The organism is Vibrio sp. WZ-1 (assembly GCF_052037695.1).
Classification (GTDB): Bacteria; Pseudomonadota; Gammaproteobacteria; order Enterobacterales; family Vibrionaceae; genus Vibrio.
In genome coordinates this window covers 217,166-234,594 of the sequence record NZ_JBQEQR010000085.1, presented here as the reverse complement: position 1 = coordinate 234,594, position 17,429 = coordinate 217,166, and the positions used below count along the sequence as shown (strand labels likewise).

Annotated in this window: 14 protein-coding genes; 6 read left to right on the top strand and 8 right to left on the bottom strand. The window is 45.1% G+C overall.

Features of this window, described 5'->3' with window-relative positions:
• Positions 1 to 121: 121 nt before the first annotated feature.
• The 4 genes from ihfB to sohB all read right to left on the bottom strand — a co-directional run bounded on the left by ihfB (position 122) and on the right by sohB (position 4,354).
• Positions 122 to 406, bottom strand: coding sequence for an integration host factor subunit beta (gene ihfB / locus ACTS60_RS21790; RefSeq protein ID WP_010449239.1), 285 nt, complete (start codon positions 404 to 406; stop codon positions 122 to 124).
• Positions 407 to 619: 213 nt separating this feature from the next.
• Positions 620 to 2,290 carry a 30S ribosomal protein S1 gene (rpsA, locus tag ACTS60_RS21785; RefSeq protein WP_010449240.1) on the bottom strand — a complete coding sequence of 557 codons (1,671 nt, stop codon included), beginning with the start codon at positions 2,288 to 2,290 and terminating at the stop codon, positions 620 to 622.
• Between the two features lie 110 nt (positions 2,291 to 2,400).
• Complete coding sequence (gene cmk / locus ACTS60_RS21780; protein ID WP_005444854.1) at positions 2,401 to 3,081, bottom strand: (d)CMP kinase; 681 nt, start codon at positions 3,079 to 3,081, stop codon at positions 2,401 to 2,403.
• Between the two features lie 211 nt (positions 3,082 to 3,292).
• Positions 3,293 to 4,354, bottom strand: a complete 1,062-nt coding sequence (gene sohB / locus ACTS60_RS21775; RefSeq protein ID WP_440889952.1) for a protease SohB — start codon at positions 4,352 to 4,354, stop codon at positions 3,293 to 3,295.
• Positions 4,355 to 4,628: 274 nt separating this feature from the next.
• Between sohB and ACTS60_RS21770 the strand changes: the two genes are divergently transcribed.
• From ACTS60_RS21770 to ACTS60_RS21755, 4 genes are all read left to right on the top strand, one after another.
• On the top strand, positions 4,629 to 5,375 hold the full coding sequence (locus ACTS60_RS21770) for a YciK family oxidoreductase (protein ID WP_440889951.1): 747 nt from the start codon (positions 4,629 to 4,631) through the stop codon (positions 5,373 to 5,375).
• Between the two features lie 131 nt (positions 5,376 to 5,506).
• Positions 5,507 to 6,199 (top strand): translesion DNA synthesis-associated protein ImuA, encoded by a 693-nt coding sequence (gene imuA / locus ACTS60_RS21765; RefSeq protein WP_440889950.1) that lies wholly within the window; start codon positions 5,507 to 5,509, stop codon positions 6,197 to 6,199.
• 4 nt (positions 6,200 to 6,203) lie between these two features.
• Positions 6,204 to 7,607 (top strand): Y-family DNA polymerase, encoded by a 1,404-nt coding sequence (locus ACTS60_RS21760; protein WP_440889949.1) that lies wholly within the window; start codon positions 6,204 to 6,206, stop codon positions 7,605 to 7,607.
• A 6-nt stretch (positions 7,608 to 7,613) separates the two neighbouring features.
• Positions 7,614 to 10,688: an error-prone DNA polymerase gene (locus tag ACTS60_RS21755; RefSeq protein ID WP_440889948.1), complete on the top strand. Its 3,075-nt coding sequence runs from the start codon at positions 7,614 to 7,616 to the stop codon at positions 10,686 to 10,688.
• A gap of 314 nt (positions 10,689 to 11,002) precedes the next feature.
• Here ACTS60_RS21755 and ACTS60_RS21750 read toward each other — a convergent pair whose 3' ends face one another.
• Entirely contained in the window at positions 11,003 to 11,956 is a 954-nt protein-coding gene (locus ACTS60_RS21750) for a chemotaxis protein CheV (RefSeq protein ID WP_440889947.1), read from the bottom strand.
• A 171-nt stretch (positions 11,957 to 12,127) separates the two neighbouring features.
• Positions 12,128 to 13,345 carry a sugar metabolism global transcriptional regulator Mlc gene (gene mlc, locus ACTS60_RS21745; protein ID WP_440889946.1) on the bottom strand — a complete coding sequence of 406 codons (1,218 nt, stop codon included), beginning with the start codon at positions 13,343 to 13,345 and terminating at the stop codon, positions 12,128 to 12,130.
• Positions 13,346 to 13,674: 329 nt separating this feature from the next.
• Between mlc and pyk the strand changes: the two genes are divergently transcribed.
• Complete coding sequence (pyk, locus tag ACTS60_RS21740; protein ID WP_440889945.1) at positions 13,675 to 15,117, top strand: pyruvate kinase; 1,443 nt, start codon at positions 13,675 to 13,677, stop codon at positions 15,115 to 15,117.
• Between the two features lie 54 nt (positions 15,118 to 15,171).
• Here the strand turns inward: pyk and ACTS60_RS21735 are convergent, their stop codons facing one another.
• Positions 15,172 to 16,311 carry a patatin-like phospholipase family protein gene (locus tag ACTS60_RS21735; RefSeq protein WP_440889944.1) on the bottom strand — a complete coding sequence of 380 codons (1,140 nt, stop codon included), beginning with the start codon at positions 16,309 to 16,311 and terminating at the stop codon, positions 15,172 to 15,174.
• Positions 16,312 to 16,328: 17 nt separating this feature from the next.
• The gene (gene cydH / locus ACTS60_RS21730; protein ID WP_010449255.1) at positions 16,329 to 16,421 is read right to left on the bottom strand and encodes a cytochrome bd-I oxidase subunit CydH; all 93 of its coding nucleotides are present in this window, start codon (positions 16,419 to 16,421) and stop codon (positions 16,329 to 16,331) included.
• 128 nt (positions 16,422 to 16,549) lie between these two features.
• Here cydH and ACTS60_RS21725 point away from each other — a divergent pair, with 128 nt between their 5' ends.
• Entirely contained in the window at positions 16,550 to 17,140 is a 591-nt protein-coding gene (locus ACTS60_RS21725) for a porin family protein (RefSeq protein WP_440889943.1), read from the top strand.
• Positions 17,141 to 17,429: the final 289 nt, after the last annotated feature.

Here is a 17,429-nt window from a genome sequence, read left to right as displayed (position 1 = left end):
CCACGTATATTATACCGAAGTCACTTCTAGGTGCTAGATTCAACTCTACTTGCTCACTTTTTGGCTATAAAAAAGCGGCATACTGTAGAGTATGCCGCTTTTTCAAACCGTTAGTTGACAATTAACTGCCAATATTTACGCGTTCCCGCAATTCTTTACCTGGTTTAAAGTGAGGAACGTACTTACCCTCTAATTCCACTTTGTCGCCAGTTTTAGGGTTGCGACCTACGCGAGGCTCGCGGTAATGAAGAGAAAAACTACCAAAGCCACGGATCTCAATACGGTCACCGGTCTCTAGTGTAGAGGCCATATGCTCCAAAATATCTTTTACAGCATCTTCTACCTCTTTCGCTGACAAGTGTGTTTGCTCAGCGCAGAGTCTTTCAATCAGTTCTGACTTAGTCATAGTTGCCCTCTTAGAGTATTTTTATCACTCATTATAGTAAGTAATACTAATTCCAACAAACACTTGCTATCAATTCTAGACAAATTTTATGCAAAATGCGTAATGAAAAAATGCCTTTTACCAAGATAGTTTATCGACATTAGTATTACTACTTAGTTTATAACAAGCATAAAAAAGGAGCCTTGCGGCTCCTTTTTAGCTTAAGCGAGTAAATTATTCGCCTTTAGCAGCTTTGAAAGCGTCAGCCATTGCATTACCAAAAGCAGCTTCGTCTTGCTTGTTGATAGATGCCATTGCTTCTTGCTCATCAGCTTCATCTTTAGCTTTGATAGATAGGTTGATTACGCGGTTCTTACGGTCAACACCTGTGAACTTCGCTTCAACAACATCACCAGCGCTTAGGATTAGAGAAGCATCTTCTACGCGATCGCGAGATACTTCAGAAGCACGGATGTAGCCTTCAACGCCTTCTGCGATTTCAACTGTAGCGCCTTTAGCGTCAACAGCAGTTACAGTAGCGTTAACTAGAACACCTTTCTTGTTATCAGCAACGTAAGCATTGAATGGGTCGTTTTCCATTTGCTTAACGCCTAGAGAGATGCGCTCACGCTCAGCGTCTACTGCTAGAACAACTGCAGAGATCTCGTCGCCTTTCTTGTACTCACGTACAGCTTCTTCGCCAGCAACATTCCAAGAAATGTCAGATAGGTGAACTAGACCGTCGATGCCGCCTTCTAGACCGATGAAGATACCGAAGTCAGTGATAGACTTGATCTTACCAGTAACTTTGTCGCCTTTAGCTTGTGCTTCAGCGAATGACTGCCATGGGTTAGCTTTACACTGTTTCAGACCTAGAGAGATACGACGACGTTCTTCGTCGATCTCAAGAACCATAACCTCAACTTCGTCGCCAACATTAACAACTTTAGATGGGTGGATGTTCTTGTTAGTCCAATCCATTTCTGAAACGTGTACTAGACCTTCAACGCCTTCTTCGATTTCAACGAAGCAGCCGTAGTCAGTTAGGTTAGTTACGCGACCAGTTAGTTTGTGACCTTCTGGGTAACGCTTAGCGATTGCTACCCATGGATCTTCGCCTAGTTGCTTAAGACCTAGTGATACGCGAGTACGCTCACGGTCGAACTTAAGAACTTTAACTTGGATCTCGTCACCAACGTTAACGATTTCAGATGGGTGCTTAACGCGCTTCCAAGCCATATCAGTGATATGTAGAAGACCGTCAACGCCACCTAGGTCAACGAACGCACCGTAGTCAGTAAGGTTCTTAACGATACCTTTAACTTCAGAACCTTCTTGTAGAGTTTCTAGAAGCTCGTCACGTTCAACGCTGTTCTCAGATTCGATAACTGCACGACGTGAAACAACTACGTTGTTACGTTTTTGGTCAAGTTTGATAACTTTGAACTCTAGCTCTTTGTTTTCTAGGTGAGCAGTGTCGCGGATTGGACGTACGTCTACTAGAGAGCCAGGAAGGAAAGCACGGATACCGTTTAGTTCAACAGTGAAACCGCCTTTAACTTTACCGTTGATGATACCAACAACAGTTTCAGCTTCTTCGTAAGCTTTCTCAAGAACGATCCAAGCTTCGTGACGCTTAGCTTTCTCACGAGAAAGTTGAGTTTCACCGAAACCATCTTCAACAGCGTCTAGAGCTACGTCTACTTCAGCGCCAACTTCAACTTCAAGTTCGCCAGCAGCGTTCTTGAACTGTTCAGCAGGGATAGCAGATTCAGACTTAAGACCAGCGTCAACAAGAACGTAACCGTTCTCGATAGCTACTACAGTACCTTTAACGATGCTGCCTTGTTGGAATTCTGTTTCGTTTAGAAACTCTTCAAAGAGTTGAGCAAAAGATTCAGTCATTTATTTAATCTTCAATAAATTAAACGTCCACGGGTATCCTACCGCATGGGGTTATTAAATTCGCCAGTCATCATCCTTGCGACCAACGCTCTTAGTCTAGCCGAGTATCATTACTCAGCTAGCTTCGATTCGATATATTGTAGTGCCTTTTCTACCACTTCGTCGATAGTCATCGACGTAGAATCTAGCACAAGCGCATCCTCTGCAGGGCGTAGTGGCGCCACTGGGCGGTTACGATCTCGATCGTCACGCTCTTGGATCTCGCTCAAAAGGTCAGCAAATCTAACATCTAACCCTTTATCTTGCAACTGTTTAAGGCGTCGATTTGCACGCTCTTCTGCACTTGCATCAAGGAAAATTTTCGCTTGCGCACCCGTGAATACAACCGTACCCATGTCACGACCATCAGCAACAAGACCCGGAGCGGCCTCAAATGCACGCTGACGACGCAATAATGCTTCACGAACGCGTGGCAGTGCTGCCACTTTAGACGCAGCCATACCGGTTTCTTCTTTACGAAGTTCACCAGAAACGTCTTCGCCTTCTAGAATCACTTTTACTAGATCACCTTCAGCAACAAACTGAACGTCTAGGTGAGTAGCTAGTGGGACAAGCGCATCTTCTGACTCTGTGTCTACACCGTGGTGAATCGCTGCAAGTGCAAGTACACGATAAATTGCGCCAGAATCAAGAAGGTGAAAGCCCAACTTCTTTGCTAGCAACATACATAAAGTGCCTTTACCTGCACCACTAGGTCCATCTACGGTAACAACCGGAGTTTGAGAGGACATGTTCTTCTCCACCTATAATTTCTTTTTCAGCAATTTGCTCGGTTTTCGAGGCGCGTATTATACGGGTAATTGCCCTCTTGGGCGAGGAAAAATGTCGTGTAAAGCATTACACCCAATGCGCATTTGGATTCTCCCTACGGGGGAAAGTTCCAATAAAAACGGCAAGAGTTTTCACCCTCGCCGTTTTTATTTTAAATAGCCGTATTATTGATTAAACAATCGGCTTTTGGCCGCGTTCTGCAAGTTTAAGCACGACACTGTCTGCTACTTTACCTGCAACACCAGCAAGCTTGTCTGCCAGTTTCTTCTTCTGCACGTAATGCACCTCTAATACGGTTTTCTCTTTGCATGCTGCAACTACCAGATCGTCGGAAGTGCTGATTTCATCCACCAGCCCTAACTCTTTCGCTTGCGTACCAAACCAGTGCTCACCCGTTGCCACTTTTTCAAGCTCTAGCGCTGGACGACGCTCACGGATAAAGTCTTTAAACAGTACGTGTGTTTCTTCAAGCTCTTGCTTGAACTTATCACGCGCCTTGTCGGTATTCTCACCAAACATGGTCAGTGTGCGTTTGTACTCACCTGCCGTTAGTTGCTCGTACTCAATATCATGCTTTTTCAACAACTTGTTGAAGTTAGGAATCTGCGCGATAACGCCGATAGAGCCAACAATCGCAAACGGCGCAGACACAATCTTGTCTGCCACACACGCCATCATGTAGCCACCACTTGCTGCAACTTTGTCGACCGAAATCGTCAGAGGCAGACCGGCTGCTTTGATTCGATCAAGTTGAGAAGATGCCAAGCCATAGCCATGAACCATGCCACCGCCTGACTCTAGGCGGAGAAGGACTTCATCTCCTTCGCGAGCAACGGCTAATACTGCTGTCACCTCTTCACGTAGTGACGCGACTTCTTTAGCATCGATACTGCCGTTAAAGTCCAGAACGAACAGGTGTGGTTCACGTTTGCTATCGAGAGAACCTTCTTTGCTCGCTTGTTTGATTTCCTTCTCGCGAGATTTGTTCTTTTCTTTTTCTTCTTTCTTAACCGCTTTATCACGCGCTTTGATGAAAGCGTCATCATGCAAATAATGCTCTAGTTGTTCTACCGCATCTTTGTGGCGCTCGGAAAGATTGGTGACTTCCAATTCGCCTTTCGCAGCACCCGATTTACCACCCGCCGATTTTGCAATAATCAGCAACAGAACTACTGCCGCAACAACAGTGACGATCTTGGCTAAAAACAGACCGTAATCTAATAAAAATTCCAATGAGAGTTCCTCTATCTCATACCAGTAATGGTCATCTGCATGTTACATAGAAAAATCAGAAGGAAGGCAAGAAAATCGGTAACCTCTCGTTCTGATTGATAGCGTTCAAATAACATACCTAACAACCGTTCTGGAATTGGTATAACACATGAATTGGTGTATTGTAACCAACTTGTCACGATTACCAAGATTTTCCATTGAGAAACAGGCGCATTTCTCCACGAACATGATGTCTGTACATAGGAACTAGATACAATAATAAGGATTAAACACCGTGAACTACTCTGTTTCATCAGATGCCCTAAAAGATAAAGTCATTCTTGTCACAGGCGCTGGCAATGGTATTGGCCGCCAAGCTGCACTTTCTTATGCTCAGCACGGTGCGACTGTGATTCTACTTGGTCGAAATGTTCAGAACCTTGAATCCATTTACGATGAAATCGAATCTGCGGGCTATCCTCAGCCAGCGATCATCCCACTTGACCTGAAAGGTGCGACAAAGCAGCACTACATTGATATGGCAGAAACCATTGAAGGCCAGTTCGGTCGTTTGGATGGCCTGCTACACAACGCAGGCGTTCTCAGCACGCTATGCCCGTTTGAGCAAATCAATGAAGAAGATTTCGACGACATCATGCAGATCAACGTGAAATCCGAAGTGCTGATGACTCAAGCTCTGCTACCTATCATGCGAAAATCAGACGCGGGGCGTATTGTTTTTACCTCTTCAACTGTGGGTCACTCTGGTCGTGCTTTCTGGGGTTCATACGCTATTTCTAAGTTTGCCGTAGAAGGCATGATGCAGGTATTGGCAGATGAGTTGAGCGACACGCCAATGCGTGTTAATGCGATTAACCCTGGTGCAACTCGTACTCGTATGCGTGAAAAAGCCTACCCAGGTGAAGATGCGAATACACTAAAAACACCACTGGATATCATGCCGCTGTACCTTCATTTAATGGACCCTGCAGTCACTGATGTAAACGGCCAATGTATCAACGCGCAACCAAAGCGTAAGTAACCAACTCAGGTTAGCTCACATAATCGATTGAAAAGGCAGCAAACGCTGCCTTTTTTCGTATTTCTTCCTATAAAAATCTTGCGACTTTTTCCTACAGAAATATACTGTATATACATACAGGTATTTTATTTATGCAAGACATCATCCAACACTTAAAAAGCCAACATCTTGTTTGGCAAGCAAATTTAACCAAAGCAGACGACCATCAGTTCCTCCATAGTTCTGGTTTTCCTGAGCTAGATGCCCTGCTTGGCGGCGGCTTTCCTCCTCACGGTGTGGTAGAAATGGAATCCGTAGGCAGCATTGGTGAGCTGCGTTTGCTTGCGCCTTACTTAAAAGCATCTCTTTCGAGAGGGGTAACAGCATTCATTCAGCCACCAGCGTTGATAAATTCATTGTTCCTCCACTGCATTGGCTTGGACATCAACCAGGTGTGGGTGATCACACCTGAACATCAGCGTGATGCATTATGGGCAGCGGAGCAATGCCTCAAGAGCGGTGTGTGTACCAACGTTTTGCTATGGCAAGATGAGCTAGAGATCCACCAAGTAAAACGCCTGCAAGTGGCGAGCGAGCAAGGTTCTTGCCCTCTGTTTATGCTCAAACCCAACATGACCAATCGTTTGTCTTTACCTGTTTCATTGAGTCTGAAATTGCAAGGCCATGAACAAGGCGTCAGCGTGGAGGTTCTCAAACGAAAAGGCGGCTGGAGTAAAGGCAGTGTCAATATCAACTTCCAGCACCACTACCCGCAATTAGTAATGCCAAGTACAACTCATATTCCATCGACCGTGGTCAATTTCCCATTAGCGAGCCAAGGTTAGCGATATGGCTTTGTGGATTTACTTGCACTTCCCTCGCCTACAGTTAGATGCCCTCTTTGGTGATAACCAAGAGCAAGCAGTGGTAATTGTAGAAAGCCAACGTTGTCGGATCATTCAATACAATGAGATTGCTGAGCAACAAGGTATTAAGACCAACATGGGTTTAGGCAGTGCCGCGTCCTTGTGCCGAGATTTGCAAGTGCATCCTTATCATCCGCAAACCGAACTGAGCAAGTTACAAGAAATTGCTCAATGGCTGTATTTGATCACGTCTGACGTTGTGTTGATGCCAAGCCAAGGCATTTTGCTACGCGCAACCCCGATGCTTAATCTGTATGAAGGGCTACAAAACTATTGGACTAAAGTCAGTGCTCATTTATCGGAGCTGAGACTGAGTTTTCAATTCGGGTGTGGCTTTTCGCCTTTTTCTGCCAAATTGATGGCATTAGCAGGAGCGAATTTCATCAGTGAAGATAAATCTGTCATGCAGCAAGCCTTATCACCGCAGCCGCTCACATTAACGGATTTATCAAGCACTACCGTAGAGAAGCTACAACGTGTAGGTGTCACCACACTACAAGGGTTACTTGAACTGCCACTGCAAGACATCGCGCGTCGATTCGACATTGATTTGGTGAACTATGTTGGTCGCCTGACAGGGCAATTTAAACATCCTGTCGACTTTTATCATCCAACCGAATCTTTCCAAGTCTATTTGGAACTGTTGTTTGAGATTGAAAACGTCCAATGGGTGGAGAAGCCACTCGCTAAATTGCTTCGTCAACTCGAAACCTTTCTCAAACTGCGCGATAAAGTCGCGTTTGAGCTGTGTTTAACCCTGCATCAGCGGGACAAACAAGCGCAACATCTTCAGCTCACATCCGCACAAGGCGATTACTTGTGTCAACGTTGGCAACAATTGGCGAGTTTGAGTTTGGAATCCGTCACGTTAAACGGTCCTGTTATCGGCCTGACGTTAAAAGTAGAGCGCCAAGGTGAACCTTTAAGCTCTGCACGCGATTTCTTTGCTGGGCAAAAAGGGCAAATGAACGCGTTAGAGCTGCTCTCTTTACTGCAAGCTAAATTAGGCAAAAGCGCGGTACTCAAACCCAATATAGCCTGCGATCCAAGGCCAGAAAAAGCCAGTCAATATCGCCCAGCCGATGAGCCGGATGTGCCGATTAACACCATCCCTGCTCTGCTGCGCCCAGCGATGCAATTACCCGCCCCAATCGCGCTACAAGAGCAAGTTTCTCTAGTGCATGGGCCTGAACGGATTGTCTCTGGATGGTGGGATGGTGACGAGATCATGCGTGATTACTACATTGCACACACCAAGCAAGGTCGATGGCTATGGGTGTTTCGCGATCAGCACAAGCATTGGTTTCTTCATGGCTATTTTTGTTAGGTCGGTATGAGTTACGCAGAACTGTTTTGTCAGTCCAATTTCTCCTTTCTCACCGGCGCTTCTCATGCAGAAGAGCTGGTGTTGCAGGCGGCGTTTTATCGCTATCAAGCCATTGCGATCACGGACGAGTGCTCGGTTGCGGGCGTAGTGAAAGCGCACGCGACCATCGAGCAACATAAACTCGACATCAAACAAATTGTCGGCAGCATGTTTTGGCTCAATGACGAATGCCAAGTGGTACTACTTTGCCCCTGCCGTAAAGCTTACGCTGAGCTGTGCCGGATAATCACCAATGCGAGACGCCGCAGCGAGAAAGGCAGCTATCAGTTATCTGAATGGGACTTAATGTCAATTCGTCACTGCTTCGTACTATGGCTTCCGACTCATAAGGAGAATGACCATTATTGGGGACGTTGGCTCCAGCAGCATCACGCTCATCGCTTGTGGGTCGCGATTCAACGCCATTTAGGTGGCGGTGATGATGCCTACACCACACACTGTGAGTTACTGGCAAACGAGTTTCAATTGCCGATTACCGCTTGTGGTGGCGTCTTGATGCATGCTGTTGAGCGTTTACCATTGCAACATGTCCTGACAGCAGTTAAGCATGGTTGTAGCGTCGACAAGTTGGGCTTTGGCCGTTTATCCAATGCCGAACGAGCATTGCGTCCATTGAACAAACTCTCTCGAATTTACAAATCCGAATGGTTAGTTGAAAGCGCCCACATTGCGGACTTGTGCGACTTCAACCTCTCAGATCTAAAATACGAATACCCAACAGAACTGATTCCAAACGGTTACACCCCTACCTCTTATCTGCGAATGTTGGTCGAGCATGGTAAAAAACTGCGCTTTCCTGAAGGCGTACCCGCAGATATTCATCAAACCATCGAGAATGAATTAGCCCTTATTGAAGAGCTGCAATATCACTATTACTTTCTCACCATTCACGACATTGTAATGTTCGCTAAGCAGCAAGGCATTCTCTATCAAGGACGAGGCTCTGCGGCAAACTCGGTGGTGTGTTACTGCTTAGAAATCACCGCCGTCGATCCTAGACAAATCTCAGTTCTGTTCGAACGCTTTATTAGCCGGGAGCGAAAAGAGCCGCCAGACATTGATGTCGACTTTGAACACGAGCGCCGTGAAGAAGTCATTCAATATATCTACAAAAAGTACGGGCGCGAGCGTGCCGCTTTGGCAGCCACCGTGATCAGCTATCGCTTTAAAAGTGCTGTGCGTGAAGTGGGCAAAGCGTTGGGGATTGAAGAAACGCAACTGGACTTCTTCATCAAAAACGTTAATCGCCGGGATCGCAGCCAAGGTTGGCAAGCACAAATCATCGAATTAGGACTGCAACCAGAGTCATTAAAAGGTCAGCAGTTTATCCAGCTAGTGAACGAGATCATCGGCTTTCCGCGCCATTTATCTCAACACGTAGGTGGCTTTGTGATTTCGTCTGGCCCTTTGTATGAGCTGGTGCCTGTCGAGAATGCCTCAATGGAAGATCGTACGATTATTCAATGGGATAAAGATGATTTAGAAAGCTTAAAGCTACTGAAAGTCGATGTGCTGGCACTGGGCATGTTGAACGCGATCCGTAAATGCTTTCAATTGGTCGAAAAGCACCACCAGCGATCACTGTCGATTGCCGAGATCACGCGCTTACAAGACGATCCACACGTATACCGCATGATCCAAAAAGCCGATACCGTTGGCGTGTTCCAAATTGAGTCTCGCGCGCAAATGAGCATGCTGCCACGCTTAAAGCCTGCACGTTACTATGACTTAGTGGTTCAGATTGCCATTGTTCGCCCAGGACCAATTCAAGGAGATATGGTGCATCCGTTTCTAAAACGGCGAAATGGTGAAGAACCAATCAGCTACCCATCAGAAGAAGTAAAAGGCGTACTAGAGCGCACTATGGGTGTGCCGATTTTCCAAGAACAAGTGATCAAACTCGCGATGGTTGCGGCAGGGTTTAGTGGTGGAGAAGCCGATCAGTTACGCCGTGCGATGGCAGCGTGGAAAAAGAACGGCGATCTTGCCAAGTTCAAACCGAAGTTAATCGACGGGATGCATGAGCGCGGTTATAACTTGGAATTTGCTGAACGAGTCTTCGATCAAATCTGTGGCTTTGGTGAGTATGGCTTCCCAGAAAGTCACTCAGCCTCTTTTGCGGTGCTGGCTTACTGCTCTGCATGGTTAAAGTTCTATTACCCTGCTGAGTTCTATACAGCCCTACTTAATAGCCAACCGATGGGGTTTTATAGCCCTTCGCAACTGGTTCAAGATGCGCGCCGACACGGTGTCGAAGTGCTGCCTGTTTGCATCAATCACTCTTCGTATCAGCACCATTTGGTTAAACGGCCGAATGGTCGCTTTGGTGTTCAACTGGGGTTTCGCTTAGTGAAAGGTTTTAATCAAGAGAACGCTTCTCGGCTGGTGGAGCGACGGACAAGCACTGGCTATCGCTCTATTCAAGAGGTGAAACAGATCTTAAGAAACCGACGCGATATTGAATTACTTGCTTCTGCCAACGCGTTTCAAATTCTTTCTGGAAATCGTTATAACGCGCGCTGGGCAGCAATGGACTCACTATCCGACTTACCCTTGTTCAACCACATGGAAGAGCCAATGGCGAATTACCAAGCTCAGCCTTCTGAATACGAAAACTTGATTGAAGATTATGCCAGTACTGGGCTATCGCTTAACCGCCACCCAATTACTTTACTTGAAGAAGCAGGCAAGTTACCGCGCTTTACTCGGATGAAGCAGCTGGTAGAAAAAGAGCATAAATCCTTGGTGACGGTTGTGGGCGTCGTCACAGGTAGGCAATCTCCTGGTACCGCGGCGGGCGTGACCTTTTTCACTTTAGAAGACGATACTGGCAACATTAATGTGGTGGTCTGGCGAGCAACAGCTCGTGCTCAAAAACAAGCTTATCTCACATCAAAGGTACTGATGGTAAAAGGAATTTTAGAGAGAGAAGGAGAAGTCACGCACATCATTGCGGGCAGACTGATTGACTGCACTTCGCACCTTACCGAGCTACAAAGTAAATCGCGCGATTTTCGTTAGGGGGAAAAATTGGTTGGAACAGCAAATTCCGAATAAAACAAAGGGAGGTAACCCCTCCCTTCTAAAATCCACTGAATTACTTATCAGCTTCCGCTTCCGTACGCTTTTTCTTGTATTCCCTATACAGTAACAAAGATAAAGTCATGACGACTTTAGATGTCAGCCATATCATGAAAAGGAACACCCCTATGTTAGTAGGTGAAAAGTGACGTGATATAACTTACATATTTAACTGTAGAAAATATGTAACTAAAGCATAGCAAAGGCTGAGTAATTAATCATTACAACCTATACGGTAAAAATGTAAATATAAGTTATCCTTCTGGATAAACGACCTGACGCAAACGCTCCTGGGCAACTTCTACCAACAAATCAGGCTGAAACTTTGAAATGAAACGATCACAGCCTACTTTTTGTACCATTGCTTCATTAAAGCTACCGCTCAATGACGTATTCAAGGTTACATATAGATCGGACATGCGCGGATCGGTACGAACTTCGTGTGTTAATTTGTATCCATCCATTTCTGGCATTTCGGCGTCCGTAATCATCATCAGTAACTCTTTAGAGACTTCTTTTCCTTCATCACACCAGCGCTTTAGCAAGGTTAATGCTTCGAGACCATCGCAACATTCAATGATATTTAAGCCTAGTTGAGACAAAGTATCTCTAACTTGGTTTCGAGCTGTCGACGAGTCATCCACTATAAGAATATTACGACCCACCATTTCCTGAACAAGATTTTGATCCAAAATACCTTCAGAGATAGTCACATCATAATGAATGATTTCAGCCAAAACTTTTTCAACATCGATGATTTCAACGATCTGAGAACCATCCCCTTCTTTCACTTGCGTGATTGCTGTTAGGTAGTTCGAACGTCCAGAAGTCTTAGGCGGTGGTTGAATTTCAGTCCAAGCAGTATTGATGATGTTACGTACAGGACCAACTAAAAAGCCCTGAATAGAACGGTTGTACTCAGTAATAATCAAGTTCTCTTCCTCAACGTCACCACGTAAAGGAGGAAAACCAATAGATTGGCGTAAATCGATAACCGGTACCGCCTCTCCACGTAAAGAAGCAACACCACGAATGTTGTAATGTGAACCAGGAAGCTTAGTGAGTGGAGGCAGCTTAATCACTTCTTTTACTTTAAAGACGTTAATAGCAAACAATTGTCGACTGTTTAAAGTAAACAATAATAACTCCAGTCGGTTTTCACCTACTAAATTTGTACGCTGATCAACGGTATTTAAAACTCCAGACATACGACTTCCTACAACCTTAAAAAATGACAAGCAACTTTCTTACGATATCGGCTCAAATGAGCAAAAGTTAAGTTGCCTTAATGATTAGAGGAAATTACATGAATGGAGGGAATATAGCAATGAACACGGTTTCGTAGGTGTAGATATCTCACTAAACCTACGAAAAAAGGATTAACCTTCAATCACCTTCATCAGTAATTGACCGTCATATAGCGCTTGTTTGATTAGCGCAGCACCAGGCATTGTTGCCTGTTTGTAGAAGCGAGACTCAACCAATTCAAGATCTTGGTGGTAAACGGGAAGGCTTTGCTCTTCAATACAGCGACGAACTGAAGGGTAAAGTACGTCTTTTGCTTGGTTGATTACCCCACCAATCAAAATTTTCTCTGGGTTGAACAGGTTAATCACAATCGCGATGGCAGAGCCTAAGTAACGGCCAAGCTTCTCTATAACATCAACGGCTAGCGGATCTCCGTTTGCTGCCGCCTCACAGATACTTTCTATACTCATCTCTTCCTGCTCGGCAAGAATAGAAGCTTCACCGTTAGCAATACGAGTAACCACCTCTTCGCGGATTGCCTGCGAGCTCGCCACCGTCTCAAGACAACCAATGTTGCCACAATGACAGCGCTTGCCGTTTGGATCGATTTGGATATGGCCAAGTTCGCCGATGTTACCGTGACGACCTTGCAGCACGCGACCATCTAAGATGATACCCGCGCCTAAACCGTGGTGGATGGAGATAAGAACCGAGTTATCGTTCTCTTGCGAGTGACCAAACAGCTTTTCTGCCAGCGCCCAAGCTCGCGTATCGTTAGCAATAAAGACGGGTAAGCCCGTTGCTTTGTAGATTTCTGGGCCTAGCGCCAAGTTCTCAACATTGTAATGCGGCATTTGCAATACGATACCCTGCTCTGAGTTCACCAGACCGGGCAAAGTAATAGCAATACTGGTAACACGATCGAGTTGATCAGCGTAGGTTTGGAAGAATTCATCAATTTCGTAGAGTAAGCGTTCAAGCACATCGTCTTGGTCGCGTTCATGGATATCGATTTTGGTATCGATAAGAACGTCACCACCGAGTTCGTGCAGCGCAATCGTCAGATAGCCGCGTCCTAAACGCATCGACAAGAACTGCCAACCTTCGTTATTAACCTGCAAACCTACCGCTGGACGTCCACGGCTTGTTGCTTCTTGTACCGTCGTCTCATGGATAAGGTGGGCTTCAATTAGCTCTCGAGTGATCTTTGTGATACTCGCAGGCGCAAGCTCACTTTGCTTGGATAAATCGATTCGAGAAATTGGACCCTTTAGGTCAATTAGTTTGTATACACGACCAGCATTGACCTGTTTGATATGATCAATATGGCCCGGTTGAGCCATGTACATCTTGCACTCCGAAATTCTATAACTTGGTAATTTTTTTACTTTGCGAAGTAATTGTGAAGTGAATTGATAGATCCCCGTGACAAGCGTCACGTATAAACATGTTTGTTTGTGTATTCAATCAAATAACAGAAAATCAACTGCTGATAAATTGGATGGCAAGACACTTATTTTTTTCCTCAAACTAGGAATCAAAGTCTGAAGTATCGTGTTTATACCTAAGTAAGCTCGAGATGCTTGGGTACTCATAGTGCTTTGCGCTAAAAATGAACAATAGCTAAAGACTGTGCATATACTTATCTCGTCCCTACATCGCATTCCTCGGAGAATTTATGACTTCAACACTAAGAAGAACGAAAATCGTCACAACACTTGGCCCTTCTACAGATAAAGACAACGTCCTTGAGGAAATCATCAAAGCTGGTGCAAACGTCGTCCGTATGAACTTTTCTCATGGCACCAGTGAGGACCACAAACTCAGAGCAGAAAAAGTAAGAGCAATAGCAGCAAGACTGGGGAGACAAGTTGCTATTTTAGGAGATCTTCAAGGCCCTAAGATTCGGGTATCCACATTCAAAGACGGGAAAATTACCCTCGCAATTGGCGACAAATTTACCTTAGATAGCGATCTCCCTAGAGGAGAAGGTAATCATGAGGCAGTTGGACTCGACTATAAAGAACTTCCACAGGACGTCACAACCAACGACATTCTGCTACTCGACGACGGACGAGTTCAGCTCCAAGTAACAAAGGTTGAAGGTAATAAAGTCCATACTCGAGTGACCGTAGGTGGCCCTCTTTCGAATAACAAGGGAATCAACAAAAAAGGCGGTGGTTTATCTGCAGATGCTCTCACCGAGAAAGATAAAGCCGATATTTTGACCGCTGCAGAAATCAAAGTCGATTACTTGGCAATATCTTTCCCTCGTAACGGAGAGGATATGCACTATGCTCGTCGACTTGCCCGAGACGCAGGTTTGGAAGCAAAATTGGTCGCTAAGGTAGAGCGTGCCGAGACCGTTGCTAGCAACGACTCTATTGATGACATCATAAATGCTTCCGATGTCGTCATGGTGGCACGTGGTGACCTAGGGGTAGAAATCGGCGACCCAGAGCTAATTGGCGTTCAGAAAAAACTGATTCGCCGTGCTCGTAGTCTCAACCGAGTGGTCATAACAGCAACCCAAATGATGGAATCGATGATGGCAAACCCAATGCCAACACGTGCTGAGGTTATGGACGTCGCAAACGCAGTATTGGATGGAACAGACGCTGTGATGCTATCTGGTGAGACAGCGGCAGGTCTCTACCCGGTAGAAACTGTTAAATCAATGGCAGAAGTGTGTATTGGTGCAGAAAAAATGTCAGAAGCCAACCACTCTAGTTACCGTCTAGATAGAACTTTTGAGACAGCAGAAGAAACCATTTCAATGTCGACTATGTACGCCGCTAACCACATGGAAGGCATCAAAGCCATGATCGCACTAACTGAGTCTGGCCGAACAGCATTGATGATGTCACGATTAAGCTCCGGTCTACCGATTTTTGCCTTATCACGCAATGAATCGACTCTGAATAGAGCCGCACTATACCGTGGTGTAACACCTGTATACTTTGATTCAAAAGGCGGTGCTGGCTTAACAACCGCACATGCCGCGATTGAAACGCTCAAAGAGCAAGGTCTGCTACACGAAGGGGACTTAGTAATAATAACCCAGGGTGATGTGATGGACGTGGTAGGTTCGACAAACTGTATGAGAATCTTATCTGCTTAGGGCCTAACAAGCCTTCAGCTAGGCTCAATACCCCTCGCGAGTGTTGAGCCTATTTTAAGCTCTTTCTAGACCATCCGATTTGAGTTCATCATAGAGGCTAATTAAATTAAAACCAGCTTGCAGGCCTAGTTGGTAATCGTGTTCCAGATCATCAGGCTCACTTAACAGTGAAGAAGCCCTCAACTCCTCTTTTGGCGCAACTTGTAAGATAAACGTATCATCAGGTGGACTCGTTAAAAATTCTTGAGTCAACTCGTATGTCTGATAATGAATCATCAGCATGTCTGCGAGGCCAGAGTCAAAGTGTTCACCAATCAAGTGGCTAAGACGGTATAGATTATCCGCACCGAACAACCAACGCCCACCATTTAATAACTGATGCCCCGACATTTTAGTTTGATGGGCAGCTGCTACTTTCTGTTGTAAAAAGCTGCTCCAATCTTCTTTCCATTGTTCCACTCGCTGCTGCCAACTATCTTGAACGGAGTTGAGTGATTCTCGATACCACTCAACATGCTGGCTTTTTGCAATATCTTTATCTTGAATCGGAGAGAATGGCTCAGTCCTGATCACAATAATATTACGAGCATTTTGCCTCCAAGCCTCTTGCACAGGGATGGAAGCGGAGACTCCACCGTCCACATACTGTGAGCCATCAATATTAACGATGCCTTGATATAGCTTTGGAATCGCACAAGTGGCAATCATGGTTTCAAACCACCGATTTCCTAGCATGGGCAAATAACAGTCAGATAAGGAATGCGTATCCGTCACTGCAGCGAATGCCTTTCGATGGCCAAGGGAACGATGCCCCAAATCGAGGTCAAGTTTATACGGGTATTCTTGGATGCGCTCTAAGGCCCATTCAAGCCCTAGATACTGTTTCTTGCGGATATAGCCAAATAAGTTGAAGAACTCTGTTGAAGTCGTAAGCTCGGTAATAAACGCTTTCCCCATGCCGTGCTGGCGACATAAAAACGCACACAAGTTAAGGGCACCCGCGGAAGTACCATAAAATTCATCGAAAGGGTCGAAATTGGAAAGTAGAAATGCATCCAACACACCAGCGGTAAAAATCCCTCTCTGGCCGCCACCTTGAGCGACCAAAGCTGTTTTCCCTTGCCAATAGTGCTCATAAACTGAGAATTCAAGCTCTATATGGCTGTCTGTGATAATACCGCTGTTGCGTATCATAGGCTCAACCTCTTAGGCTAAGCTGTCGTAATCGCTATGATGCCAAATGTAAGTAAGACAGCAAAGACTGTTACGACAATGAGTAGGGCAGATTTGAGATCGTGTTCCATAGACGCCTCCTGTTGTTGTAACAAATTAATAACACCGGTGTGAATTATGTTCAAGAAATGGCTAATTTAGTCGCACAATTTTGGCTAAGGCATCACAATTAATCTAGTTACTATAGGGAGATAGCAAGATGAAGAACAATATCAAGTGGCTAATTGGGAGTGCATTATTGCTGGGCAGTATTAGCAGCCATGCAGAAGTTATCATTACTCCCTATATAGGTTTTACCGGCGGCGGAAATGTTGAAGATGAGGATGGCGCAAAATTTGACATTGAACCATCGCCAAACTACGCACTTGCTGTTGAAACGCCATTTGAGAGCGGGCGATTGGGCCTATTCTACTCTTACCAGTCTACAGAATTAGAGCGAGTCAATAATAATTCTGATTTTCACTATCTCCATTTTCAGAGCAGCATCTTGTACCCTATCAGCCAGGGTTGGTCTTCACAGCTAGGTATTGGTTTAGGCGCCGCTTATACCGATGTTGACTGGGCAGATACGAAATATGGGTTTTCTGCCACGGCTTTTGTAGGCATGGAATACGCGATATCACCGGACTTCGCACTGACAGCACAAGTTCGCTGGCTTGGCACTGTCGTCGATAACGATACGTCCGGAGCGTGCGTGTTGCCAGATGATGGTTCCAACTGTGTGATAAAATTTGAAACAGATTGGATGAACCAATTTCAATCTAATATTGGTTTTACCTTCCGCTTCTAGTTAGTGGTTTTGGCGAAAAATCCTCTATCGGGTGTATCAAACATAGCGATACGCCCTAATATTTAAAAACAGATTATTTGACCAAAATCACACCTAGTAAACATGATTTTGTTTCAAACCTACCCTTCCTCTTCGTTCTAATAGCCTACCAAACGACTTATTAACAACATTTAAACCATATAAAATATCGCCATTAACATTTAGAATCTATTGCGATAAATAATGTAAAAAGTTAGTCTGAAGATAGAAAGCAGAAGAATATTTCAGCTTTTGCAAATACACATCGAAA

What these genes read in the sequence shown, in the direction of transcription:
- ihfB (WP_010449239.1), bottom strand. Translation starts at nt 406, where the DNA reads ATGACTAAGTCAGAACTGATTGAAAGACTCTGCGCTGAGCAAACACAC.
- rpsA (WP_010449240.1), bottom strand. Translation starts at nt 2,290, where the DNA reads ATGACTGAATCTTTTGCTCAACTCTTTGAAGAGTTTCTAAACGAAACA.
- cmk (WP_005444854.1), bottom strand. Translation starts at nt 3,081, where the DNA reads ATGTCCTCTCAAACTCCGGTTGTTACCGTAGATGGACCTAGTGGTGCA.
- imuA (WP_440889950.1), top strand. Translation starts at nt 5,507, where the DNA reads ATGCAAGACATCATCCAACACTTAAAAAGCCAACATCTTGTTTGGCAA.
- ACTS60_RS21760 (WP_440889949.1), top strand. Translation starts at nt 6,204, where the DNA reads ATGGCTTTGTGGATTTACTTGCACTTCCCTCGCCTACAGTTAGATGCC.
- ACTS60_RS21755 (WP_440889948.1), top strand. Translation starts at nt 7,614, where the DNA reads ATGAGTTACGCAGAACTGTTTTGTCAGTCCAATTTCTCCTTTCTCACC.
- ACTS60_RS21750 (WP_440889947.1), bottom strand. Translation starts at nt 11,956, where the DNA reads ATGTCTGGAGTTTTAAATACCGTTGATCAGCGTACAAATTTAGTAGGT.
- mlc (WP_440889946.1), bottom strand. Translation starts at nt 13,345, where the DNA reads ATGTACATGGCTCAACCGGGCCATATTGATCATATCAAACAGGTCAAT.
- pyk (WP_440889945.1), top strand. Translation starts at nt 13,675, where the DNA reads ATGACTTCAACACTAAGAAGAACGAAAATCGTCACAACACTTGGCCCT.
- ACTS60_RS21735 (WP_440889944.1), bottom strand. Translation starts at nt 16,311, where the DNA reads ATGATACGCAACAGCGGTATTATCACAGACAGCCATATAGAGCTTGAA.
- cydH (WP_010449255.1), bottom strand. Translation starts at nt 16,421, where the DNA reads ATGGAACACGATCTCAAATCTGCCCTACTCATTGTCGTAACAGTCTTT.
- ACTS60_RS21725 (WP_440889943.1), top strand. Translation starts at nt 16,550, where the DNA reads ATGAAGAACAATATCAAGTGGCTAATTGGGAGTGCATTATTGCTGGGC.